A 23,503-nucleotide genomic window follows, 5' to 3' on the forward strand; every position below is an offset into this window, starting at 1 on the left:
GGGGCGTTGGGACTAGTCTGTCAGACCACATCGCCGCGGGTACAGACCGAGAGCACCACGGCGTCCTCGTCGCTGACCGAGATCAGGGCATGGCCCATGTCGCTGTCGAAGTAGATGCTGTCGCCGCGTTCCAGGCGCAGCGGCTCGTAGAACTCGGTGTAGAGCAGGATCTCGCCGTCGAGGACGATCAGGAACTCCTCGCCGTCGTGGCGTACCCACTCATGGAACTCCTCGAAGTGGCGAGCCCGCACGATGGTCTTGAAGGGGATCATGCGCTTCTGGGCCAGTTGCCAGGAGAGCAGTTCGTGCTCGTAGGTGGGGGTCGGGTGGAGCTGGCCTTCGCCGACTCGGGTCAGGTCGCGCCGGCCCAGGGTGCGCTGCTGGGTCTTGGGGGGGCTGAGCAGCTGGGGCAGGTCGATACCGAGGCCGGTGATCAGCTTCTGCACCGCGCTGAAGGTGGGCGAGATCTGGTCGTTCTCGATCTTCGACAGGGTCGAGCGGGCCAGGCCGGTACGCTGGCTGACATCGTCCAGGGTCCAGTGATTGGCGAGGCGGATCTCCTTGAGCCGCTCGCCGAGCCGCAACGGCTCGACGAAGGCCTTGCGTCCGGAGGCGATACGCAGGGCGGCGGCCTGATCGGTGGTGGCGGTCATCGGGATTCACTATCGGAAAAAACTTTCCTCAAGCCTACCATAGATCCCCGACGGCCGTGGGGCAGGGCCTGTCTCTCGACGACGCCAGGATAGGCCAGGCCGACGCCCTTCAGTCTTCGAAGGGCAAGCCCAGCAGCGCCCGCACATGGGCCTCGGCGCAGCGGCCCAGGGCGTCCAGGTCGTAGCCGCCTTCGAGCACCGATACCAGGCGGTTGTCGGCGAAGCGTGCGGCGATCTCCAGGGCGAAGCGAGTCACCCAGTCGTAGTCGGCCTCGGTGAGACAGAGCTCCGCCAGGGGATCGTCCCGGTGGCCATCGAAGCCCGCCGAGACCAGCACCAGTTCCGGCCGGAAGGCCTCAAGGGCCGGTCGCCAGTCGCGCTCGATGGCCGCCCGGAAGATCGCCCCGTCGCTGCCGGCCGGCAGCGGGGTGTTGATCACATTGGCATGCTCCGCCTTGAGGTAGCGCCAGGGGTAGAGGGGATACTGGTAGCTGGAGCAGACCAGCACCTCCGGGTCGTCCTTGAAGATGTCCACGGTGCCATTGCCCTGGTGGACGTCGAAATCGAGGATGGCGATGCGCTTGGCGCCATAGCGGACCCGGGCGTGCGCGGCGCCCACCGCTACGTTGTTGAAGAAACAGAAGCCCATCGCCTCGCTGGCCTCGGCGTGGTGCCCGGGAGGGCGCACCGCACAGAAGACGTTGTCGGCCTGCTGGCGATAGACCTGGTCGATGCCGCGGATCACCGCCCCGGCGGCGACCCGGGCCGCCTCCAGGCTGGCGGGGTTCATCAGGGTATCGCCGTCCAGGGAGATCAGGCCATGCTCGGGTACGCACTTGATCAACGACTGGAGGTGGCGCCGCGGGTGCACCCGCTCGAGCTGTTCGTCGCTGGCCGGCCTGGCCTCGGACTGCATGGTCTGCTGAAGCAGGCCGGCCAGCGACAGGCGGGCACGGATCGCCTCGAGGCGCAGCGGGCTCTCGGGATGCTCCGGCCCCATATGGTGGTCGAGGCAGCGGGGGTGGGTGATATAGGCGGTGATCATGGCAGGCTCCAGGCACGACGCCACGACCTTAAACGCTTGTCACCCTTGCATGACAGTGCCAATAAGTCGTACACAGGGAGCGGACAGACGCGGGGGAGTCGCAGGTGAGCACACGTTTTCTCAGACATTTCTTCGAGCCGCGTAGCCTGGCGGTGATCGGGGCCTCGGAAAAGCCCCACTCCATGGGCGGCCTGGTGATTCGCAATCTGCAGGAGGGGGGCTTTCCCGGTCCGATCTGGGCGGTCAATCGCAAGGGCTACGAGAGCGTCCACGGCCTGCCCTGCGTGGCGCGGATCGAGGAACTGCCGGAGGTGCCGGACCTCGCGGTGATCTGTACCCCGGTGGCGACCCTGCCCAAGCTGATTCGCCGCCTGGGGAGTTTCGGCGTCAAGGCGGCCCTGGTGCTCTCGGGGGGCTCGCACCTGGATGATGCTGCCGACGGCGAGGGCTCGATCCGCGCCCGGATGCTGGCCGCGGCACGGCCCTCGGGGATTCGCATCCTGGGGCCGGAGTGCATGGGCATCGTGGTACCGGGGCGCCGCCTCAATGCCACCTATGCCGGTCAGCCGGTGAAGGCGGGCAAGGTCGCTTACCTGGGGCAGTCCGGCATGCTGGGCAATGCCATGATCGACTGGGCGGCGGGGCGCGGTATCGGCTTCTCGCACCTGGTGACCCTGGGCGACAGCGTCGACGTGCTGCTCCCCGACCTGATCGACTACATCAACCAGTACGCTCCCGCCCAGGCGTTGTTGCTGCACCTGGAGCGGATTCATGACGCCCAGCACTTCATGACGGCGCTGCGCGAGGCGTCACGGCACCGCCTGGTGCTGGCCATCAAGAGCGGCCGCACTCCCGCCTCGGATCTCTCCAATCTGCCGCCCACCCCGGGGGTGGCCAATCGCGACGTCATCTTCGATGCCGCCCTGGCCCGGGCCGGGGTGGTGCGGGTCAACGATTCCGATGAGCTCTTCGATGCCCTGGAGACCCTGTCGCGGATGAAACCGTTACGCGGCGATCGCCTGGCCATCGTCGCCAATGGCCTGGGCCCGGCGATGCTGGCCATCGACAAGCTGGTCAGTGCCGGCGGGCGCCTGGCGGAGTTCACCGAGGAGACCCGGGAGGCCTTGCGCGAGGCGGACTTCGACATGACCCTGCCGGGCAGGAATCCGGTGGACCTGGGCAGCGATGCCACCCCGGAGCGGCTGGTGGAGGCCCTGGAACGGGTCGCCGCCGATGCCAACGTGGATGCGGTGCTGGTGGTCCATGCCCCGACCCGGCTGGCGCCGGCCAGGGCCACCGCCGAGGCGATCATCGCCAACCGCAAGCGCTTCCGGCGCAATCTCCTGACCAGCTGGATGGGCCTGGAGGAGGCCATGGCGGCCCGCCACGAGTGTCACCTGGCGGGGCTGCCCACCTATATGTCGCCGGAGAAGGCGATCAAGGCCTTTATGCATATGGTGGACTACCAGCGGGTCCAGGCGCTGCTCCAGGAGACGCCGCCAAGCCTGCCCTTTACCACGTCCGCGGAGAGCCGAGACCACTGCCGAGCCCTGATCGAGAGGGCCTGGGCGGCGGGGCGCCGGCGCCTGGCGCATAGCGAGACCGCCCAGGTGCTCGCCGCCTATGGTATCGAGGCGCCGCCGTCCCGTTATCCCGGGACGCCGGAGGAGGGCGAGGCGGCGGCCGCCGAACTGGAGGGCCCCCTGGCCCTGAAGGTGGTGCACGAGCACAACTGCACGCCCTTTCGCTATCGGCGTCACCCCCACAAGCTCTCCGCCGGGCTGCTGCAGGACCTGGAGAGCCCCGCCCAGGTGGCCGAGGGCATGCGTCGACTGGCCGACAAGGTGGCGGAGAAGTTTCCCGACAGCCCCGTTCAGGAGTTCTGCCTGCAGCCCATGCAGCGCGGCAAGCACTCGATGCAGCTGTGCGCCGGCATCACCCGGGACCCGGTGTTCGGGCCGGTCATCCTGTTCGGTATTGGTGGCTACAAGGTCAATGTACTGGCGGATCGCCAGGTGGCCCTGCCACCGCTCAATATCACCCTGGCGGATGACCTGATCCAGCGCACCCATGCTGCCAAGCTGATTCGTGAGCACTCCCGGGACCCGGAACGGGACCTGGAGCGGCTGCGCCGGCTGCTGGTGCAGCTCTCCCAGCTCGCCTCCGAGCAGCCGCGGCTGCAGGGCCTGGAGATCAATCCCCTGGTGCTCAATCGCGACGGCATGGTGGCGGTGGACTTCGCCATGGACCTGGGGACGCCGGCGCGGCATGCCATCATGCCCTACCCGGAGGAGCTCAGGGAGTGGCTGACCCTGGCCAACGGCATGCAGATCGAAGTGCGGCCGATTCGCGCCGAGGATGCTCCCCTGATCACGAGGTTCCATACCCGGCTCTCCGAGGAGAGCATTCGCTTTCGGTACTTCCACAACAAGGCGTCGCTCACCAAGCGCGACCTCTCCCTGCTGGCGCATATCAACTACGACCGGCAGATGGCCTTTATCGCCGAACGTCACGGCGAGGAGGGCGAGCGGGAGATGCTGGGCGTGGTCCGAGTATGGAACGACCCGGACAACATTCGCACCGAGTTCTCCATCATCATCCGCGATGACCTCCAGGGCCAGGGCCTGGGCAGTCTGCTGATGAACAAGATGATCCGCTACTGCAAGGGGGTGGGGACCCTGGAGATGGTCGGCCAGATCATGGTGGACAATCACCCCATGCGGGCCTTGATGAAGCACCTGGGCTTCCGGCTGCGCTACAACATGGAGGAGCAGGTGGTGGATGCTACCCTGCGGCTCAACGAACCGAGCAGCGAATGGCAGCGCCACCGCCTCGATAGCCAGCCGGACTGACGCCACGCCCGCCATGACGAGCCGCCTTATGACAGACGAATGGCAACGCCATCGCCTCGATAGCCAGCCGGACTAAGCGCTGGAAGACCAAATGTCGACGGCCACCGCCGGGTGGCCGCCGCGGGGATCACGGGCCCTTCAGGGCGCCAGGCGTACCTTGTTCCACTGACCGTCGCGCTGGCTATAGCGCACGCGGTCGTGGAGGCGGCTGGGTTGCCCCTGCCAGAATTCGATCATCTCCGGGATCACCCGGTAGCCGCCCCAGTTGGCCGGGCGCATCACCGGCTGGCCATCGTAGGCCTGCTCGAAGCGGTTCTGGCGCTCTTCCAGCCAGTCGCGATCGGGAATCTCCACGCTCTGGGTGGCGATCCAGGCGCCCAGCTGACTGCCTCGCGGGCGGCTGGCGAAGTATTGATCGGACTCCTCCGGGCTCACCTGGCTCACCGGCCCCTCGATACGCACCTGGCGATCCAGCTTGGGCCACCAGAAGACCAGGGCCGCATGGGGCACATTGGCCAGTTCGCTGCCCTTGTGGCTGTGATAGTTGGTGTAGAAGCACAGTCCCTTGTCGTCGATGCCCTTGAGCAGCACGATGCGGGCGTGGGGCAGCCCCTGGCTGTCCACCGTGGCCAGGGTCATGGCGTTGCCGTCCTCCCCCTCGGTCTCGAGTGCCAGGGCCAGCCACTCCTCGAACAGCGTCATCGGCGCGTCGGGGGTCGAGTCGGTATCCAGGCGCCCCCCTTCGTAGTCGCGGCGGATATCGGCGATATTACGTGTCATGGCGGTCTCCTTGAAGTGAGTTATCGGCGTGCCGGTTATCGAGTCGGGCGCTGAACGATTACCGTCTGTCAGCGTTGCGTATCAAGCCTCGGCCCGACAGCCACCGATCAGGGGGTCGCTTTTCATTTTACGGGCTCAAGCCTGGTGGAACCATGACCTTGGTGCGGGTCATGGCACGATAATGCATTGGCGCTACCCGCCAGGCGAGCCGGTTCGCCATGAGACGACTGGGAGCCGGCGAGGCAGCATATTATTATTACCTTATCAAAAATCGGACCCGCGGCGCTCTGAGTGTTGGCGTCGGGTCAGTCATGGAGGCGTGATGGGCGCGATACGGGTATGGGATATCCCCACGAGGGCATTTCACTGGTGTCTGGTATTGGCCGTGGCATTGGCGTTCTATACGGTCAAGACGCCAGGGTGGCCGCTGTTCTTTCCCGTCGAGTGGCATGCGCGGGCGGGTTATGTGGTGCTGGGCTTGCTGCTGTTTCGCGGCCTCTGGGGAGTCTGGGGGGGACACTATGCGCGTTTTTCCCAGTTTCTCTACGGGCCCAGGCGGCTGTTGTGCTACGCCAGGGCCTTGCTCAAGGGGCGGCAGCCCAGCTATGCGGGACATAACCCCCTGGGGGGGCTCATGGTGCTGGTGATGCTGATGTCACTGACGCTCCAGGGCCTGACCGGGCTGGTCATGAGTGATGACATCTTCTTCGATGGGCCCTTGCGGGGCACCCTGGGCAGGGACGTGGAGGGGTGGCTCTCGACCCTGCATCACCGTAACGGCGAGGTACTGATGTGGCTGGTTGGCCTGCATCTGGTGGCGCTGCTGGTCCATCGGCTCAAGGGGGAGGCCCTCGTCATGGCCATGGTCACCGGTCGCAAGCGCCTGGCATCGGAGCCGCAAGATGAGGGGGGAGCGGCGATCGGCCGGCCCTGGCTGGCGCTGCTATCGATGACGGCGGCACTGCTGTTGGTCATCTGGCTGTGGTGGGGCTGACCCCCGCCCGAGAGGCGAGGGCCAGGGCCTGTCAGTCGGCCCGGTAGGCATCGTGGCAGCTGCGGCAAGTGTTGGCGGTAGCCGCCACCTGGCGGCGCAGGGCATTGAAGTCGTCCTGCTGGGCGACTTCCGCCAGGCGCTGGCTCTCATCGATCAGCGCCTGCTGTCGTGAGGCGAAGTCGTCCCAGTCATCGCCGATGGCCGCCAGGGCGTCGGTATCGAGGCCATGGCCGTCGCCTCGCAGGGAGCCCTCCAGGAAGCCTTCCCAGGGCATGGGAGCGAGGGCCGCGACCCGCTCGGCGCGCAGCAGTGCCGCCTCGGCATCGTAGTCGATGCGGCCCTGCGCCATGGCCCCCAAGGGGCCGAAATTGCCCGCCAGGGTCTTGAGGGCGGCCTGGCGATAGTCGATGGCGCGCTCGATGTCGTCGGCCAGGGCCGGCTGAGCCAGTAGGCTCAGGCCACACAGCGAGAGCATTCCCAGGGTCATCTTGTGCATGTCGTTACCTCTCCTTGTCACGATCGACCCCGGCGAGGCCGGGGAGGCATAAGCTTATCACGATAACATCGGGCGTCCTCGCCACCCTGGCGGGCCATCACGCCTTGCGGCGCAGCTGGCGACTGCGAAAGCGGGCATAACCGGTGGCGCCGGTGAATAGCCCCAGGGCGGCGACCACGATGGCCAGCCCCAGCCAGCCGAGCCCCGGCAGGATGGCGATGTTCACCCCCATCATGAAATAGAGCAGGCTGACGAAGGCCAGCCAGGCATGTCCCCGTGGCCGTTTGGCGATCAGCGTCGGCAGGAAGAGCAGCAGCGGCAGCAGATAGATCAGCGCCGCCACCAGGCTGGTTCCCGCCTGCAACCGCCAGCCGGCGAAGGCCAGCAGCAGGGCCAGCACGCCATAGCTGATCAGCACCCAGCGGCGGCTGCCCTCGCACAGGGTGTCCAGGCCGCGCTCCTCTTCCCAGCGTTCCAGCAGTTGCCTCATCGGGCGCCCTCCAGGGCCAGGGCCAATCGGGCCAGGCGTTGCCCCTGGGCGAAGGCGAGGTGGCGCTCGGCCTCGTCGAGGGGGCGGTCGCTGCGCTGGCCGGCCAGGTGGCTGGCGCCATAGGGGGTGCCGCCGCTGGTGGTCGAGTAGAGCTCGGTCTCGCTGTAGGGGAGGCCGGCATAGACCATGCCATGGTGCAGCAGTGGCAAGAGCATGGTGATCAGGGTGCTCTCCTGGCCGCCGTGGAGGCTGGAGGTGGAGGTGAACGCCGTGGCCGGCTTGTCGATCAGGGCCCCGCCGATCCAGAGTTCGCTGGTGGTATCGATGAAATGCTTGAGGGGCGCGGCCATATTGCCGAAGCGGGTGGGGCTGCCCAGCGCCAGGCCGGCGCAGTGACGCAGGTCGTCCAGGCTGGCATAGACGGCGCCCTCGACGGGAATCTCCGGGTCCACCGCCTCGCTGGTGGGCGAGACCGGTGGCACGGTCCTGAGCCGGGCGGCGATGCCCGATCGGGACTCCACGCCGGCGGCGATCTGCTCGGCGAGGGCGCGGGTGGCGCCCTGGCGAGAATAGTAGAGAATCAGCACATAGGGGAGGGTGTCAGGCATGAGGGCTCCGGATAGGGCGAGGAAAGTGTCCGGCGATCAGTCGAGCAGCGCCAGGATCGCTTCCGGGGGACGACCGACGATGGCCCGATCGCCACGGTCGGCGATCGGGCGCTGCATCAGCTTGGGGGTCGCGGCGATGGCGGCAATCACGCTGTCGAGATCCGTGGCGTCCTCGCCCAGGGCCTTCCACTCTGCCTCATTGGTGCGCAGCAGGGCGCTGGGGTCATCCAGGCGGGCGGCCAGCTCATGGAGGGCCTGGGCATCCAGCGGCTCATCCAGGTAGCGATGGACGCGACACTCGACCCCGCGGGCTTCCAGCAGGGCGAGGGCTTCCCGGGACTTGGAGCAGCGGGGGTTGTGAAAGAGGGTGATCATCGACGACTTCCTCGCAAGAGAATCAGTGGCTTGGCGGCTATTGTAGGGTGGCCCCCGGCCCCTCACAAGGCACCGCGGTCAGACATAGGGAGATTTATACCGTTATCTCGTGTTCACGAAATTTCCCAGCCTGCCTCGGCTATTCCAGCCGTCGATAGACCCAAGCGGGTTGGCCATCCGCCAGGTGGCGTTCGACCCGCTCGTAGCGGATGCCGAGCCGCTCGTAACGGTCGAGCCTGGCCAGCTCTTCGGCATCGACCCTGAGCAAGAGCCCCTCGACACTCGCGCTGGCATCCCGGGTGATGTCCAGCCCCTCCCGGCGGTAGCCCGGCAGGATGGCCGGTTGCGGGTCACCAGCGCGCCCGTAGATGACCCAACGCAGGGGGGCGTGGCGCAGGGTGCCATAGACGAAGACCCGGTGCTCGCCCTCGGCGATGGGCGGCAACGCTTCCGGGGGCGAGTAGCCGAAGGGGCTCAGCATCGTCCACCAGAGGTAGCCCGCCGCCAGCAGCGGCAGGCCCAACAGGCCGGTCAACAGATAACGTAGCGGCATGACAATCGCTCGTGGCCAGAATGGGTGACTGACGAGGCATGGCGGCGTGACAAGGGGCGCCCCACGAGGGTTACCATAGGGATCGGGTCTCGAGGAGGCAATCACCATGAATCAGGAATCACAGGATTTTCGTCGCCTGATGGGCGATGTGCAGCCGCTGCGCCGCGGCCAGGACCGGGCCGACCCGGGGCACCGTCGCCAGGGGCCGAGCGAGGCGCAGCTGGCCCGTCGTCGCCAGGCCGAGGCGGCCGGCGTGGAGAGCAACTTCCTCTCCGATGACTTCGTCGAGCCGCTCGGGGCCTGGGATCCATTGACCTACCGGGGTGACGGCATCCAGACCGGCGTCATGGATCGCCTGCGCCAGGGGGGCTATCCGCCTCAGGCCCAGCTGCACCTGCTCAAGGTGCCCCTGGAGCGCTGTCGCCAGGAGCTGTTCGGCTTTATCCGCGACGCCGAGGCCCACGACCTGCGCTGCCTGCTGATCGTGCATGGGCGCGGCAGCCGCGATGACAGCCCCGCCAACCTGCGTCGCGCCTACCTCGACAAGTGGCTGCGCCAGTTCGATTCGGTGCAGGCCTTCGCCTCCGCCCAGCCGCAACACGGCGGCCTGGGGGCCACCTATGTGCTGCTGCGCAAGAGCGAGCGGGCGCGGGCGGCCAACCGGGAGCGGCAGCAGAAGCGCCGCGGTTAGGTGGCCTCAGACGACGCGGCCCCGGCAAGCTTGCCGGGGCCGCGTCATAGCGAAGGGAGCAGGGGCCTCAGGCGCCTTTCTGCTCCTTGAGGCGACGCTCGAAGAGCGCCTCCTGGCTGTCCACCGCCGGCTGGTAGCTGACGCTGAAGGCGCCCAGGGCACGCAGGGCATCGTCCAGGTGCTGATCCTCGCGCAGGGCCAGGGCGTCGAAACCGCAGCGGCTCATATAGTAGAGCTGATCCACCAGCACATCGCCGATGGCGCGCACCTCGGCGGTGTAGCCGTAACGCTCGCGCAGCAGCCGCGCCAGGCTGTAGCCGCGGCCATCGGTGAAGGCCGGAAAGTCGATGGCGATCAGCGGCGCCGCCGCCAGGCGTTCGGCCAGCTCAGGCGTCAGCTCGGTGTCGCTGGGCAGCCAGGGGGCCAGGCCCTCGTCGGCGGCGGCCTCGAGCCACAGGGCCAGGGGCACGATCACCGGGCGCCGGGTAGGCAGGGCCGCTTCGTGGCGGGACAGGGCCCAGTCGTCCTGTTCCGGCTGACCCAGCTTGATCAGGGTCTGGGCGTGCTCGAGTTGAGTGTCAGGCATAGACCCGCTCCTTGAAGGGCTTGAGACCGATACGGCGATAGGTGTCGAGGAAGGTCTCGTCGTCATGACGACGCTCGACGAAGACCTTGAGCACCTTGTCGATCACCTCGGGCACGTCCTCGCGGAAGAAGGAGGGGCCGAGGATCTTGCCCAGGGAGGCGTCGTCGCTGGCGTTGCCGCCCAACGAGATCTGGTAGTACTCCTCGCCCTTCTTGTCGACGCCGAGGATGCCGATATGGCCCACATGATGGTGACCACAGGCGTTCATGCAGCCGGAGATATTGAGGTCCAGGGGGCCCAGGTCGTAGAGGAAGTCGAGGTCCTCGAAGCGCTCCTGGAGGGCCTGAGCGATGGGAATCGACACCGCATTGGCCAGGCCACAGTAGTCGCCGCCGGGGCAGCAGATGATGTCGTTGAGGGTACCCACGGTGGGGTTGGCCATGCCGAGTTCGTCGAGCTCGTGCCACAGGGCCTCGAGCTCGTCCACCGGCACGTCGGAGAGCACCAGGTTCTGCTCGTGGGTGACCCGCACTTCGCCGAAGCTGTAGCGTTCGGCGAGATCCGCCACGGCGTCGAGCTGGTCGGCGGTGACGTCGCCGGGGGCATGCTCGCGGCGCTTCAGCGACAGGGTGACCGCCTTGTAGCCGGGCACCTTGTGGTCGGTGACGTTATTGGTGACGAAGCGACCGAAGGCGCGGTTCTCTGCACGCAGGGCCTCGACGGCGGCGATGGCGTCATCGGCCACCGGGCGGCGCTCAGGCTCCACGAAGTGGGCACGGGCGGCCTCGACGGCCTCCCGGGTCAGGGTCTGGGGACCATCCTTGAGGTGGGCCCACTCGGCGTCGACACGACGGCGGAATTCCTCGATGCCCAGCGCCTTGACCAGGATCTTGATGCGCGCCTTGAACTTGTTGTCGCGGCGGCCGAACTGATTGTAGACCCGCACGCAGGCCTCCAGGTAGGTCAGCAGGTGCTGCCAGGGCAGGTCCTCGCGCACCACGTCGCCGATCATCGGCGTACGGCCCAGGCCGCCCCCGGCCAGCACCTTGACCCGCAGTTCGCCCTGGTCGTCGTGCCACAGGCGCAGGCCGATATCGTGGACCTGGATGGCGGCCCGGTCGGCGGCGGCGCCGGTCACGGCGATCTTGAACTTGCGCGGCAGGAAGGCGAATTCCGGATGCAGGGTCGACCACTGGCGAATCAGTTCGCACCAGGGGCGGGGATCCTCCACCTCGTCCCGGGCGATACCGGCGAACTGGTCGCTGGTGGTGTTGCGGATGCAGTTGCCGCTGGTCTGGATGGCATGCATCTGCACCTCGGCGAGCTCGGCGAGGATCTCCGGCACGTCCTCCAGCGCCGGCCAGTTGAGCTGCAGGTTCTGGCGGGTGGTGAAGTGGGCATAACCGCGGTCGTAGCGGCGGGTGATCTCGCCCAGGCGACGCAGCTGAGTGGCGGAGAGCATGCCGTAGGGAATGGCGATGCGCAGCATGGGCGCATGCTTCTGGATATAGAGCCCGTTCTGCAGGCGCAGCGGGCGGAATTCCTCTTCCGGCAGACGCCCGGCCAGGTGGCGCGCCATCTGGTCACGGAACTGGGCGACGCGTTCGTCGACGAGCGTCTGATCGTAGGTGTCGTACCGATACATTCAGGGGTGTCCTGCTAGTCGGGGCCAAAAATAGGGTGCCGTATGCGGGCACCTTACTCCTCTCTCTTTATTCTATGAAAGAATAAATGATCATAGTTTTTTATTAAAGGGTTATTAGAGAGGGCGAAGGAGGGCGACTAGATCACCAGGCGTTGCCAGCGCCGACGTTGCCAGATCAGTGCGAAACAGGCCGAGTTGAAGCAGCGATAGCCCAGCTGTACCCACCAGATGCCGATCAGCCCCTGCTCCAGTACCACCCCGACCCACCAGGCCAGGGGCAGGAAGAGCAGCCACTGGGTGGCCAGAGTCAGGGTCATCACGGTGCGATTGGCCCCGGCCCCCAGCAGGGCCTGGCCCAGCACCAGGGCGGCGGCATCCAGCACGATCATCAGGGCGGTCAGCTGCAGGGGCAGGCGGCCCATCTCGATCAGCGCCGGGTCGTGCAGGAAAATCGACAGCACCGCCTCGGGGAACAGCAGCATGGGCAGCGCCAGGGTCGCCAGGCAGGGCCAGGCCAGGCGCACCACATCCCAGCCCCAGCGGTGGGCCTCCTGGTGGGCCTCCTGCCCCATGGCCTGTCCCACCAGGCTAAGGGCGGCCAGGCCCAGGCCGACCCCAGGCAGGATCAGCAGCAGCGACAGGTTCACCAGCACATGGCCCACCGCCACGCTGGCGGTATCCAGCTGGCCGAGGATCCAGAACAACACCGCATAGCCGGCGGCAAACCAGAGCTGCTGGAAGGAGTGGGGCGTGGCCAGGCGCAGGGTGGTGGCGAGGATGGCCGGCCTGGGTAAGCGCCTGGGGCCGACGCGAGGCCCCAGGTGACGGCGACTGACCAGGGCCCAGAGGGTGACCCCCACCAGCAGCGAGACCGTGGTACCGGCGCCGGCGCCGGCGGCCTCCATGCGCGGCAGACCCCAGTAGCCGAAGATCAGGCCGATGCTGACCAGTACATTGACCGCATGCATCACCAGGATGATGCGCAGGTAGATGCCGGTGCGCTGGATGCCGTTCCAGTAGCCGCGAAAGCAGAAGATCATCGCCACCGGCACCAGGGAGAGCACCCGCCAGCGGAAATAGCTCACCGCCTCGGCGTGCACGGCGGTGTCCTGGTTGATCCACCCCAGCAGCCGGGGCGCCTGCCACAGGCAGAGCAGCGACAGGGGCCCGGCCACCAGCAGGGCGATCCACAGGCCCGCGCCCAGGGGCCGGGCGCGGCCGGCCCAATCCTGCTCGCCATGGCGCCGGGCGGTCTGGGCCTGGACCCCGGAGGAGAGACCGAAAACCACGGCGGTGATCAGGAAGATCGCATAGCCGCCGATGCCGACCCCGGCCAGGGGCACCTCGCCGAGGCTGCCCACCAGGGCGGCATCGATCAGGTTGAGCAGGCTCTGGGAGAGCATGCCGGCGATGATCGGCAGGGCGAGGCGCAGGATGGTCTGGCGGCGGGTCGAGTCGGGAAGCATCGGCTCTCGTCAACTGGGCGGCCCGGCGACTCACGAGTCGGCGGGCCGCGGCGGCTCAGGCGGGGTCGTAGGAGAGCACCGGCGCCAGCCAGCGCTCCAGCTCGGGAAGCGACATCGCCTTGCGTTCGGCCAGCGCCTCGACCTGATCGCGGGTGATCTTGCCGGTGGAGAAGTACTTCGACTGGGGGTGGGCGAAATACCAGCCGGCCACCGCCGCCGCCGGCCACATGGCGAAGTTCTCGGTGAGCGCCAGGCCGCTATGGGTCTCGGCGTCGAGCAGCCGGAAGAGGGTGGCCTTCTCGGTATGGTCGGGGCAGGCGGGGTAGCCCGGCGCCGGGCGGATGCCCTGGTACTTCTCGGCGATCAGCGCCTCGTTGTCGAGGGTCTCCTCGGGCACATAGCCCCAGTACTCCTTGCGCACCCGCTCGTGGATGCGTTCGGCGAAGGCCTCCGCCAGGCGATCGGCCAGGGCCTGGACCAGGATGGCGTTGTAGTCGTCGCCGGCGGCCTCGTAGGCCTTGCTGAGTTCTTCCACGCCGTGGCCGGCGGTGACCGCGAAGCCGCCGATCCAGTCCGGCTTGCCGCTGGGCTCTCCATTCGCGTCATAACGGGGGGCGATAAAGTCGGCCAGGCTATAGCAGACGCCGTCGCGGTTCTTGGTCATCTGCTGGCGAATATGGTGCAGGCGCTCGACCACCCGGGTGCGCGACTCGTCCGCATAGACCTCGATGACATCATCGTCGACGCTGTTGGCCGGCCACAGGCCGATCACGCCCCGAGCCTGGATGCGCTTCTCGTCGATCAGCTTGGCGAGCATCTTCTGGGCATCGTCGAAGAGGCTGCGGGCCGCCTCGCCCACCACCTCGTCCTCGAGGATCTTCGGGTACTTGCCGGCCAGCTGCCAGCTCATGAAGAAGGGTGTCCAGTCGATGCGCTCGACCAGCTCCGCCAGGTCATAGTCATCGAAGACGGTGAGGCCCGGGGTGCGGGGCGCCGGCGGCGTATAGCCGGCCCAGTCGATGGCGAACTTGCGCGCCCGGGCCTCGGCGTAGGTGAGATCGGCGGCCTTGGGGCGGCGCTTGGCGTTGCGTTCGCGCACCTTCTCGTACTCGGCACGGATCTCCGCCACATAGGCCTCCTTGAGGCCCGGGGAGAGCAGCTTGCCGGCCACCCCCACGGCGCGGGAGGCGTCGGTGACGTAGATCACCGGATGCTCGTAACCGGGCTCGATCTTCACCGCGGTATGCGCCTTGGAGGTGGTGGCGCCACCGATCAGCAGTGGCAGGGTGAAGCCCTGACGCTGCATCTCCTTGGCCACGTGGACCATCTCGTCCAGCGACGGGGTGATCAGCCCGGAGAGGCCGATGATATCGGCATTCACTTCCCGGGCGGTCTGCAGGATCTTCTCCGCGGGCACCATCACGCCCAGGTCGATCACCTCGTAGTTGTTGCACTGCAGGACCACGCCGACGATGTTCTTGCCGATATCGTGGACGTCGCCCTTGACCGTGGCCATGACGATCCTGCCCTTGGCCTGGGTCTCCTCGCTCTTCTCCGCCTCGATAAAGGGAATCAGGTAGGCCACCGCCTGCTTCATCACCCGCGCCGACTTGACCACCTGGGGCAGGAACATCTTGCCGGCACCGAAGAGGTCGCCGACCACGTTCATGCCGTCCATCAGGGGGCCCTCGATCACCTCGATGGGGCGTGCCGCGGCGGCCCGGGCCTCCTCGGTGTCCTCCTCGATATAGGCGGTGACCCCCTTGACCAGGGCATGCTCGATGCGCTTGTTGACCGGCCAGGAGCGCCACTCCAGGTCTTCCTTCTTGGCGCCGCTGGAACCGTCGCCCTTGTACTTGTCGGCCAGGTCCACCAGGCGTTCGGTGCCGTCGGGACGCCGGTTGAGGACCACGTCCTCCACCGCCTCGCGCAGCTCTTCCGGCAGGTCGTCGTAGACCGCCAGCTGACCGGCGTTGACGATGCCCATGGTCAGGCCGGCGCGGATGGCGTGGTAGAGGAAGACCGAGTGGATCGCCTCGCGCACCGGGTTGTTGCCGCGGAACGAGAAGGAGACGTTGGAGACGCCGCCGGAGACCAGGGCATGGGGCAGGTGCTCGCGGATCCAGCGGGTCGCCTCGATGAAGTCGACGGCGTAGTTGTCGTGCTCCTCAATGCCGGTGGCGATGGCGAAGATATTGGGGTCGAAGATGATGTCTTCCGGCGGGAAGTCGAGCTCATCGACGAGGATGCGATAGGCGCGCTCGCAGATCTCGGTCTTGCGGGCGAAGGTGTCCGCCTGGCCGACCTCGTCGAAGGCCATCACCACCACGGCGGCACCGTGCCGCCGGCAGATGGTGGCCTGTTCGCGGAAGGCGTCCTCGCCCTCCTTCATCGAGATCGAGTTGACCACCGCCTTGCCCTGGACGCACTTGAGCCCCGCCTCGATGATCTCCCACTTGGAGGAGTCGATCATGATCGGTACCCGGGCGATGTCCGGTTCGCCGGCGATCAGGTTGAGGAAGCGCACCATCGCCTCCTGGGACTCGAGCATGCCCTCGTCCATATTGATGTCGATGACCTGGGCGCCGTTTTCGACCTGCTCCAGGGCCACCTCCAGGGCGGTGGTGAAGTCCTCCTCGACGATCAGCCGCTTGAAGCGGGCCGAGCCGGTGACATTGGTACGCTCGCCGACGTTGACGAACAGCGAGTCCGCCTCGATGTTGAAGGGCTCCAGCCCCGACAGGCGGCAGGCCCGGGGGCGCTCGGGCACCACCCGCGGGGCGGTGTCGCGCACCGCCTCGGCGATGGCGCGGATATGCTCGGGGGTCGAACCGCAGCAGCCACCGATGATATTGACCAGGCCGCTTGAGGCGAACTCGGCGACGATGGCCGCCATCTCCTCCGGGGTCTGGTCGTATTCGCCGAACTCGTTGGGCAGGCCGGCGTTGGGGTGGGCGGAGACGAAGGTGTCGGCCTTGTTGGAGAGCTCCTCCAGGTAGGGGCGCAGCTCCTCGGCGCCGAGGGCGCAGTTGAGACCCACCGAGAGCGGCCGGGCGTGGCGGATCGAGTTCCAGAAGGCCTCGGTGGTCTGGCCGGAGAGGGTCCGCCCGGAGGCATCGGTGATGGTCCCGGAGATCATCACCGGCAGGCGCTCGCCACGGGCCTCGAAGAGCTCCTCCAGGGCGTAGATGGCCGCCTTGGCATTGAGGGTATCGAAGATGGTCTCGATCAGGATCAGGTCGCTGCCGCCCTCGATCAGCGCCTCGGCGGCCTCGTAGTAGTTCTCGCGCAGGGCGTCGAAGGTGACGTTGCGCTTGGCCGGGTCGTTGACGTCCGGCGACAGGGAGGCGGTGCGCGAGGTGGGACCCAGCACTCCGGCCACGTAGCGTGGCACCCCGGTCTCTGCGGCCACGGCGTCACATACCTCGCGGGCCAGGCGCGCCGACTCCCGGTTGAGCTCGGGAACCAGCGCCTCCATGCCGTAGTCGGCCTGGGAGAGGCGGGTGCTGTTGAAGGTATTGGTCTCGACGATCTCGGCGCCGGCTTCCAGATACTCCCGGTGGATGCGGCCCACCAGGTCGGGGCAGGTCAGTGCCAAGAGGTCATTGTTGCCCTTGAGGTCGCTGGGCCAGTCGGTGAAGCGCTCGCCGCGGAAGTCGCGCTCATCGAGGCTGGCGTTCTGCAGCATGGTGCCCATGCCACCATCGAGAATCAGGATGCGGCGTGTCAGGGTATCCAGGAGGGTGGCGATACGGGCGTTCGGGGCAGCCATGGTCGGGGGTCGTCTCCAGCGGTTCCAGCGTCTTTTTTCTGTCCGGTCGGCGAAGGCCGCCGGGTGCTTGCGCGACCCGCTATGTTACCAGAATCCTGGTCGCCGCGGGCAGGGGGGACGCCAGGCGTCGGCTATACCCCAGTAAAAAGCTCGGGATTGTGTCGCCCGGGAGTTTTCCTTACCATGGGCGGCATCACGACCGTGCCTACCAGGATTCTTGTCCCATGAGCCAGAGCATCCAGATTACCGATAGCGCCCAGGAGTACCTCGCCGAGCTGCTGGAGAAGCAGAACGTCGAGGGCATCGCGGTGCGCATCTTTATCACCCAGCCCGGCACCCCCTATGCCGAGACCTGCCTGGCCTACTGCCGTCCCGGGGAGGAGGAGCCCAGCGACGAGCGGCTGGAGCTCGAGAAGATCGTCGTCTACCTGGACAAGCACAGCCTGGCGTTCCTCGACGAGGCGGTGGTGGACTTCAATGCCGACCGCATGGGCGGGCAGCTGACCATCAAGGCGCCCAACGCCAAGATGCCCAAGGTCAACGCCGACAGCCCCCTGGAGGATCGCATCAACTACGTCCTCTACAGCGAGATCAACCCGGGCCTGGCCGCTCATGGCGGCGAGATCAAGCTGGTCGAGCTGACCGAAGAGAAGGTGGCGGTGCTGGCCTTCGGCGGCGGCTGCCAGGGCTGTGCCGCCGTGGACCTGACCCTCAAGGAGGGCGTCGAGAAGACCCTGCTGGAGCGTATCCCCGAGCTCGTCGGGATTCGCGACGTGACCGACCACAGCGATACCAGCCAGGCCTACTACCGCTAACCGCGGTTACCTCTAGATACCCTCAAGAAGGCCGCCCATCGGGCGGCCTTCTTGTATCTGGTCGAGACGGCGTTAGCAGATAAAGGGCGGCAGGGGACGCTCGGCGAGCCGAGCCTCCAGGGTCGCCAGCTGGCCCTGCAGGACCTCCAGTTGCCCCTTGAGGGCCGCGCTCTCGCTCTGGCGAGCCTCCAGCAGGGCCTCGAGGCGCTCCTCGCCGGCACGCCTGGCCTCGGCTTCGGCCTGCCGCTGGCGTTCGGACTCGTCGGCCTGCTGCCGGGCTTCCAGGCGGGCCTTTTCCGCCTCGGCGGCGAGCCGTCGCTGCTCCTCCAGTTGGCTGTCCAGGCGGCTCAGGCGCGCCTCCAGGCGCTGCTGCCGCTCCCGATGCTGCCTGTCTTCCGCCTGACGCTGCTGCCGCGCCTCGTCGAGTTGGGCCATCAGTCGTGACTCGGCGGCTTCGTGGCGTTGCTCCTCCTGGGCCAGTCGTTGGCGGTGCCTCTCGGCCTGTTCGGTGAGGGCCTGCTGGTGGCTGGCCTCCCGGGTCTCGAGTTCCCCGCGTAGGCGGGTCACCTCCGTCTTCCACTCCTCCCGCTCCTTGCCTAGCCGCCGCTCGGCCTCTCGGGCCTGGTCCCGCTCGCTCTCGCGTCGCGAGGCCAGGGCGCCCAGCTCCTCCAGACGAGCCTGGGCTTGCTGGAGCTGCCCGGCCAGGGCTGACTCCCGCTGGGCGGCATCTTCCGCCTCGCGGCGCGCCTGGGCGGCCATCTCCTGAGCCTCGGCCACACGCCGATCCGCTTCCTCGCGATAGTGGCTCAGGGCCTGATTGGCGCTCTCCTGGGCGACGGCCCAGAGCTCGCTCATGGCGTTCTGCAGCGCCTCGGGCAGGGCCTGGCTCGGCGGCAGGTCGCGGTTGGCTTCGCGACGGGCACGCCACTCCCGTAGATGGTCGCTGATGGTGGTAAAGCTGCCGGTGCCCAGCACCTCGCGGACCTTCTGCACACTGGGGGCCTCCTGGCGTTGCAGCAGGGTATCGATGGCCCGCTGCACATCCTCGTACTGCACGCCGCTTCGTGCCATCCCGTCTCTCCTGTCGATGCTTGCCGCCCCCTGGGGCGTGATGGGCGCAGCTTAGCGCCTCGGGAGGGGCTTGGGAAGCCTTATTACATATTACGCATTACGTAATTTTATTTATTTTTCTCGCAAGAAAATTAAGATTACGCGGCTTATCTTGATTTTTTAGGCCTCGGTTAGCGATACTCAGCCGCCTGGCATCAAGGCATCATCAGGGAGCCGTATCGCGTGGAAGGCGAGGAGAAGAGGAGCGGGGCGGGGAAGCCGCTGCTGACACTGGCGTCCCTGGCGCAGGGCGGCGAGGTGCTTTCGGGGGCGCCGCAGGGCATCCCGGCTGGTATTCATATCGATGCCGGCAGTGACATCGAGGCGGTGAGCCTGTGGCTGAGCGAATACCGCGCCAGCCCCCAGACCTGGCGGGCCTATCGCCGCGAGGCGGAGCGGCTGTTGCTGTGGCTCGATCGGCAGGAACTGCGTCTCGGTCAGGTTCGCCGGGAGCATCTCGACGCCTTCGAGGCCTTTCTCGCCGACCCGCGGCCCCGGGAGGCGTGGATCGGGCCACCGCGTTCTCGTCGCTCATCCGAATGGCGTCCCTTTCGCGGCCCCTTGTCACCGGCCAGCCGCCGCCAGAGCCTGGTGATCCTACAGGGGCTCTTCGCTTGGCTGGCAGAGGCGGGTTGGGTCGCCCATAACCCCTTTCGGTTGATGCGCGACAAGCGTCGCCGCCTGGATAATCGACAGACCAGCATCGAGCGCTACCTGGAGCGCCCCCTCTGGGCCTGGTTCTGGGCGTGGCTCAATCGCCCACCGGCGGAGTCCGCCACGCCACGGCAGCGCTTCGAATGGCAGCGCCGGCGCCTGGTCTTCGGCTTCGCCTACCTGCTGGCCCCGCGGATCGCCGAGATCAGTGCCGCTCGCATGGGCGACTTCCGGCGTCGGGAGGGGCGCTGGTGGTGGGAGGTGATCGGCAAGGGGAGCAAGCGGGCGGTGATTCCGGTGCCGCCCGACATGCTGGCCCTGCTGGGCGACTGGCGAACCGAGTTGGGGCTTGCCCGCGAGCCCCTGCCGGAGGAGGACGGGCCGCTGTTGCGAAGCCTGGATGGGCAGCGGGGATTGGGCGATAACCGCCTCTATCGGCTGATCCGCGAGGCCTTCGCGGCGGGCGCCGCGGCCCTGGAAGAGGAGGGCGACGGCCTCGGGGCCCACCAGTTGCGTCGCGCCACCCCCCACTGGCTGCGCCACACCGCCTTGACCCACCAGGCCCAGGCGGGGGTCGAGCTGCGCTACCTGGCGGCCACGGCGCGTCATGCCCGCCTCGATACCACCGCCCGCTACCTGCACGCCGAGGCGGAGGAGTGGCATCGCCAGCAGGCGCGCCATGGCCTGGATCCGGCAACAGAGATCCAGGGCAGGGAGAACGAGGAAAGCGGCAGGGCGGACGAGCCGGGGAGGGAGCCTGTATAATGGGGCCATTATCAGCGAGGAGTTTCCATGAGCATCGACACCACCGCCGAACAGGCGCAGCAGGAGCTGCTGGAAGAGTTCGAACTGTTCGATAACTGGATGGATCGCTACCAGTACATCATCGACCTGGGCAAGCAGCTGCCGGACTTCCCCGACGAGTGGAAATGCGACGAGCACAAGATCCAGGGCTGCCAGTCCAATGTGTGGATGCGCCACCGGCTGGAAGAAGGGCGCCTGCACTTCGATGCCATCTCGGATGCCGCCATCGTCTCGGGGCTGATCGCCGTGTTGCTGCGTATCTACAGCGACCGCCCGCCGGCGGAGATCCGCGACACCCAGCCCGAGTTCCTCGTCGCCCTGGGTCTCGACAAGCACCTGTCACCGACCCGCAGCAACGGCCTTCACGCCATGCTCAAGCGCATCTACGAGGTCGCCGAGCGGGCCGCCACCTAAGTGCCAATTTCGCTCGAAATAATAATTTTTATAAGCCAGGCTTTAAAAATAATCGTTTTTTAGGCGGGATAATCATTTTGGCAAGGCATTCGGCAAGGCAAGTGGGCGACGAAACCGGCTATGCCTCGAAGGATTGCCGCTCGGCTCCCCTGCGACGCCGTTCCCGGGCGAGGATCGCCTCGGCGTCCAGGCTGGCGATGGTGCCTTCGGCGGGTATCTCGCCGGCCAGGCGCAGCGCCAGGTAGCGACCGCAGCAGACGCGCAGAAAGGAGGCGAAGCCGCCCTGATCATGGCCGGCTTCGTCGCACTCCCGCGAGAGTCGACCGATCAACTGGGTCAGGCTATGGCCATCGCGGCGGGCGACCTCCTCCAGCACCTCCCAGTAGAAACGCTCCAGACGCACGCTGGTGGAGACCCCGTCCAGGCGCAGCGAGCGGGTCTGCGCCTCCCACAGGCTCGGCTCGGCACCGATAAAGAGTCGGCACATGATCTTCACCTCCCATGCTAAGTGACCGGGAGCACCAGGGTACTCCCAGTCAGCGCTTATCGGGAGTCTAAACCGCTAACCGCGCCCCCAGCACGGCCATAAACTGCGCCAGCCAGGCGGGATGCGCCGGCCAGGCCGGGGCGGTGACCAGGCGACCGTCGGTGATGGCGGCATCCACGGCGATATCGGCATAGTGGCCGCCGGCGAGCTCCACCTCCGGGCGACAGGCGGGGTAGGCCGCGCAGCGGCGCCCCTCCAGTACCCTGGCGGCGGCCAGCAACTGGGCGCCGTGACAGATCGCCGCCACCGGCTTGTCGGCGTCGAAGAAGTGGCGCACCAGGGCGATGACCTCATCGTCAAGACGCAGGTACTCCGGGGCGCGACCCCCGGGGATCACCAGGCCATCATAGGCCTTTGCGTCCACGCCGGCGAAGTCCGCATTGAGGGCAAAGCGGTGGCCGGGCTTTTCGGTATAGGTCTGGTCGCCCTCGAAGTCATGGATGGCGGTGGCCACGGTATCGCCGGCGACCTTGTCGGGGCAGACCGCATCGACGCGGTAGCCCACCGCCTGCAGGGCCTGGAAAGGAACCATGATCTCGTAGTCTTCGACGAAATCCCCGCACAGCAGCAGCAGTCGTTTGACAGGCATGGCGTCACTCCTCCTCGGGATCTTGTGATTGGCGTCTCCGCCATGGGCGGAGGGAATCATTCTGGCACGGCGGGAATCGCAGGAGGTGGTAGCGGGCTACTACACCAGGAAACGCCAGGGATGCACCAGAACCGAGGGCAAGGCGGGGCTTAGCGGTGGTGACAGCCGTTATCGCGGGGGCGGAACTGCTCGTCGAGCTCGGGGTCTTCCCGGCACAGGGCCTCGCTGGGTCCGCCGGGCACCGGGTCGATGCCGCCTTCGGCAGCGGGGTGGCAGCGCAGGATGCGCCGCAGGGCGAGCCAGCCGCCCTTGAGGGGGCCATGCACCTGGAGGGCTTCCACCGTGTAGTGGGAACAGGTCGGCCAGTAGCGGCAGCGGGGGCCCAGCAGGGGGCTGATACCCCACTGATAGAGACGCACCAGGCCGATCATCAAGGCAGCCAGCAGGCGGCTCAGCGAGGCAACCAGGCCGCGCCAGAGCGCGGCGAGCCAGCCGGCCAGGCAACGCATGCTAGGCCTTGCCCTTGCCGTAGAGGGTCTCCGGGTCGATCAGCGGTTCGCTGCTGATGCGTGCCTGGTCGGCATCCAGGGCGACATAGAAACAGTGGCGGCGCCCGGTGTGACAGGCAGGGCCGGTCTGGTCGACTTGCAGCAGCACGGTATCGCCGTCGCAATCCAGGGCGGCACTCTTGAGCAGCTGCTGCTGGCCGGAGCTCTCGCCCTTGCGCCACAGCTTGCCCCGGGAGCGAGACCAGTAGCAGACCCGGCCACTGTGCAGGGTCTCTTCCAGGGCCTCGCGGTTCATCCAGGCCATCATCAGCACTTCGCCGCTATCGTGCTGCTGGGCGATGGCGGGAATCAGTCCGGCCTCGTTCCAGGCGACCGTATCCAGCAGCCGGGCGGTCGACTCGGTGGTGTCCAGGGGGGCGCGCTCCAGCGCCTTGAATAGCTCGCTCATGGGTGTCTCATGATCAGAATGGGGGGGGGGGCCTAGGCCTGGGTCGCCGCCGCGGGTGATGCCTCCTCGCTGCTGGTGTGGCGGCAGTCGTCGCAACTGCCCAGCAGCTCGATGGTCTGCCGCTCGACGCGAAAGCCCAGCTCCCGGGCACGCCCGGCCAACTGGGCATCCACATCATCCAGGTGAAGCTCCTCGACACGGCCGCAGTGACGACAGATCAACAGCTGGAAACCGTGGGCATGCTCCGGGCAGGGGCAGGCCACATAGGCATTCAACGACTCGATCCGGTGCACCAGGCCCTGCTCGATCAGGAAATCGAGGGCCCGGTAAACGGTGGGCGGCCGTGCCGCCGCGTGCTCCAGGGCCAGTCGGTCCAGCAGGTCGTAGGCCTTGAGCCCCCCGGGGGAGTCGGCGACCAGGGCCAGTACGCGGCGGCGGATGGGCGTGAAGCGCACGCCTCTGGCCTGGCACTGGCGCTCGGCCCGCTCGAGCAGTTGTCGGGATTGAGGCATGAATACACTGTCCTGTCGATACCAGGGGTCAGTCTACCAGAGCCGAGGGCAAGCCGGCAGCCCGGACACCGGGAGGCCCTCGGTGATGGTGCGGG

General features: G+C 67.2%; 24 protein-coding genes. 6 read left to right on the forward strand and 18 right to left on the reverse strand.

Annotation, left to right across the window (positions count from 1 at the left end; all coding sequences use genetic code 11):
- Positions 1-20 precede the first annotated feature (20 nt).
- Both IHD13_RS02915 and IHD13_RS02920 read right to left on the reverse strand, forming a co-directional pair.
- Positions 21-653, reverse strand: coding sequence for a helix-turn-helix domain-containing protein (locus tag IHD13_RS02915; protein ID WP_195859541.1), 633 nt, complete (start codon positions 651-653; stop codon positions 21-23).
- A gap of 109 nt (positions 654-762) precedes the next feature.
- Positions 763-1,698 (reverse strand): histone deacetylase family protein, encoded by a 936-nt coding sequence (locus IHD13_RS02920; protein WP_195859542.1) that lies wholly within the window; start codon positions 1,696-1,698, stop codon positions 763-765.
- Between the two features lie 104 nt (positions 1,699-1,802).
- Here IHD13_RS02920 and IHD13_RS02925 point away from each other — a divergent pair, with 104 nt between their 5' ends.
- Positions 1,803-4,550, forward strand: a complete 2,748-nt coding sequence (locus IHD13_RS02925; RefSeq protein WP_195859543.1) for a bifunctional acetate--CoA ligase family protein/GNAT family N-acetyltransferase — start codon at positions 1,803-1,805, stop codon at positions 4,548-4,550.
- 138 nt (positions 4,551-4,688) lie between these two features.
- Here the strand turns inward: IHD13_RS02925 and pdxH are convergent, their stop codons facing one another.
- Entirely contained in the window at positions 4,689-5,330 is a 642-nt protein-coding gene (pdxH, locus tag IHD13_RS02930) for a pyridoxamine 5'-phosphate oxidase (RefSeq protein ID WP_195859544.1), read from the reverse strand.
- Positions 5,331-5,652: 322 nt separating this feature from the next.
- Between pdxH and IHD13_RS02935 the strand changes: the two genes are divergently transcribed.
- Positions 5,653-6,324 carry a cytochrome b/b6 domain-containing protein gene (locus IHD13_RS02935; RefSeq protein WP_195859545.1) on the forward strand — a complete coding sequence of 224 codons (672 nt, stop codon included), beginning with the start codon at positions 5,653-5,655 and terminating at the stop codon, positions 6,322-6,324.
- Between the two features lie 31 nt (positions 6,325-6,355).
- On the opposite strand, the gene IHD13_RS02940 is transcribed toward IHD13_RS02935, so the two are convergent.
- The 5 genes from IHD13_RS02940 to IHD13_RS02960 form a co-directional block, all read right to left on the reverse strand.
- Positions 6,356-6,820, reverse strand: a complete 465-nt coding sequence (locus tag IHD13_RS02940) for a c-type cytochrome (protein ID WP_195859546.1) — start codon at positions 6,818-6,820, stop codon at positions 6,356-6,358.
- Between the two features lie 97 nt (positions 6,821-6,917).
- Complete coding sequence (locus tag IHD13_RS02945; protein WP_195859547.1) at positions 6,918-7,310, reverse strand: DUF2069 domain-containing protein; 393 nt, start codon at positions 7,308-7,310, stop codon at positions 6,918-6,920.
- A complete protein-coding gene (gene wrbA, locus IHD13_RS02950; protein WP_195859548.1) occupies positions 7,307-7,918 on the reverse strand; it encodes an NAD(P)H:quinone oxidoreductase in 612 nt (203 codons plus the stop codon). The genes IHD13_RS02945 and wrbA overlap by 4 nt, the downstream gene beginning before the upstream one ends.
- Before the next feature lie 36 nt (positions 7,919-7,954).
- Entirely contained in the window at positions 7,955-8,293 is a 339-nt protein-coding gene (locus IHD13_RS02955; protein WP_195859549.1) for an arsenate reductase family protein, read from the reverse strand.
- A gap of 139 nt (positions 8,294-8,432) precedes the next feature.
- On the reverse strand, positions 8,433-8,846 hold the full coding sequence (locus IHD13_RS02960; protein ID WP_195859550.1) for a gamma-glutamylcyclotransferase family protein: 414 nt from the start codon (positions 8,844-8,846) through the stop codon (positions 8,433-8,435).
- 106 nt (positions 8,847-8,952) lie between these two features.
- Between IHD13_RS02960 and smrA the strand changes: the two genes are divergently transcribed.
- Positions 8,953-9,537, forward strand: a complete 585-nt coding sequence (gene smrA / locus IHD13_RS02965; protein ID WP_195859551.1) for a DNA endonuclease SmrA — start codon at positions 8,953-8,955, stop codon at positions 9,535-9,537.
- A 67-nt stretch (positions 9,538-9,604) separates the two neighbouring features.
- Here the strand turns inward: smrA and IHD13_RS02970 are convergent, their stop codons facing one another.
- The 4 genes from IHD13_RS02970 to metH all read right to left on the reverse strand — a co-directional run bounded on the left by IHD13_RS02970 (position 9,605) and on the right by metH (position 17,006).
- The gene (locus tag IHD13_RS02970; protein WP_195859552.1) at positions 9,605-10,123 is read right to left on the reverse strand and encodes a DUF934 domain-containing protein; all 519 of its coding nucleotides are present in this window, start codon (positions 10,121-10,123) and stop codon (positions 9,605-9,607) included.
- Positions 10,116-11,768, reverse strand: coding sequence for a nitrite/sulfite reductase (locus tag IHD13_RS02975; protein ID WP_195859553.1), 1,653 nt, complete (start codon positions 11,766-11,768; stop codon positions 10,116-10,118). The genes IHD13_RS02970 and IHD13_RS02975 overlap by 8 nt, the downstream gene beginning before the upstream one ends.
- Before the next feature lie 137 nt (positions 11,769-11,905).
- Complete coding sequence (locus IHD13_RS02980; protein ID WP_195859554.1) at positions 11,906-13,234, reverse strand: MATE family efflux transporter; 1,329 nt, start codon at positions 13,232-13,234, stop codon at positions 11,906-11,908.
- A gap of 55 nt (positions 13,235-13,289) precedes the next feature.
- Positions 13,290-17,006: a methionine synthase gene (gene metH, locus IHD13_RS02985; protein WP_195859555.1), complete on the reverse strand. Its 3,717-nt coding sequence runs from the start codon at positions 17,004-17,006 to the stop codon at positions 13,290-13,292.
- A 224-nt stretch (positions 17,007-17,230) separates the two neighbouring features.
- Between metH and nfuA the strand changes: the two genes are divergently transcribed.
- Entirely contained in the window at positions 17,231-17,821 is a 591-nt protein-coding gene (gene nfuA, locus IHD13_RS02990) for a Fe-S biogenesis protein NfuA (RefSeq protein WP_195859556.1), read from the forward strand.
- A 72-nt stretch (positions 17,822-17,893) separates the two neighbouring features.
- Here the strand turns inward: nfuA and IHD13_RS02995 are convergent, their stop codons facing one another.
- The gene (locus IHD13_RS02995; RefSeq protein WP_195859557.1) at positions 17,894-18,892 is read right to left on the reverse strand and encodes a DNA-binding protein; all 999 of its coding nucleotides are present in this window, start codon (positions 18,890-18,892) and stop codon (positions 17,894-17,896) included.
- A 279-nt stretch (positions 18,893-19,171) separates the two neighbouring features.
- On the opposite strand from IHD13_RS02995, the gene IHD13_RS03000 reads away from it, so the two are divergent.
- Both IHD13_RS03000 and IHD13_RS03005 read left to right on the forward strand, forming a co-directional pair.
- A complete protein-coding gene (locus IHD13_RS03000; protein WP_230086113.1) occupies positions 19,172-20,350 on the forward strand; it encodes a tyrosine-type recombinase/integrase in 1,179 nt (392 codons plus the stop codon).
- Positions 20,351-20,377: 27 nt separating this feature from the next.
- A complete protein-coding gene (locus IHD13_RS03005; protein WP_195859558.1) occupies positions 20,378-20,803 on the forward strand; it encodes a SufE family protein in 426 nt (141 codons plus the stop codon).
- 118 nt (positions 20,804-20,921) lie between these two features.
- On the opposite strand, the gene IHD13_RS03010 is transcribed toward IHD13_RS03005, so the two are convergent.
- From IHD13_RS03010 to IHD13_RS03030, 5 genes are all read right to left on the reverse strand, one after another.
- Entirely contained in the window at positions 20,922-21,290 is a 369-nt protein-coding gene (locus IHD13_RS03010; RefSeq protein ID WP_195859559.1) for a ribbon-helix-helix domain-containing protein, read from the reverse strand.
- 67 nt (positions 21,291-21,357) lie between these two features.
- On the reverse strand, positions 21,358-21,939 hold the full coding sequence (locus IHD13_RS03015) for a DJ-1/PfpI family protein (RefSeq protein WP_195859560.1): 582 nt from the start codon (positions 21,937-21,939) through the stop codon (positions 21,358-21,360).
- 149 nt (positions 21,940-22,088) lie between these two features.
- Positions 22,089-22,448: a membrane protein insertion efficiency factor YidD gene (yidD, locus tag IHD13_RS03020; protein ID WP_195859561.1), complete on the reverse strand. Its 360-nt coding sequence runs from the start codon at positions 22,446-22,448 to the stop codon at positions 22,089-22,091.
- A 1-nt stretch (position 22,449) separates the two neighbouring features.
- Positions 22,450-22,896 carry a phosphoribosyl-AMP cyclohydrolase gene (gene hisI / locus IHD13_RS03025; protein ID WP_023004909.1) on the reverse strand — a complete coding sequence of 149 codons (447 nt, stop codon included), beginning with the start codon at positions 22,894-22,896 and terminating at the stop codon, positions 22,450-22,452.
- 32 nt (positions 22,897-22,928) lie between these two features.
- Positions 22,929-23,408 (reverse strand): Fur family transcriptional regulator, encoded by a 480-nt coding sequence (locus tag IHD13_RS03030; protein ID WP_195859562.1) that lies wholly within the window; start codon positions 23,406-23,408, stop codon positions 22,929-22,931.
- Between the last annotated feature and the right edge of the window lie 95 nt (positions 23,409-23,503).

It is taken from the genome of Halomonas sp. 328 (assembly GCF_015645095.1).
Taxonomy (GTDB): domain Bacteria; phylum Pseudomonadota; class Gammaproteobacteria; order Pseudomonadales; family Halomonadaceae; genus Bisbaumannia.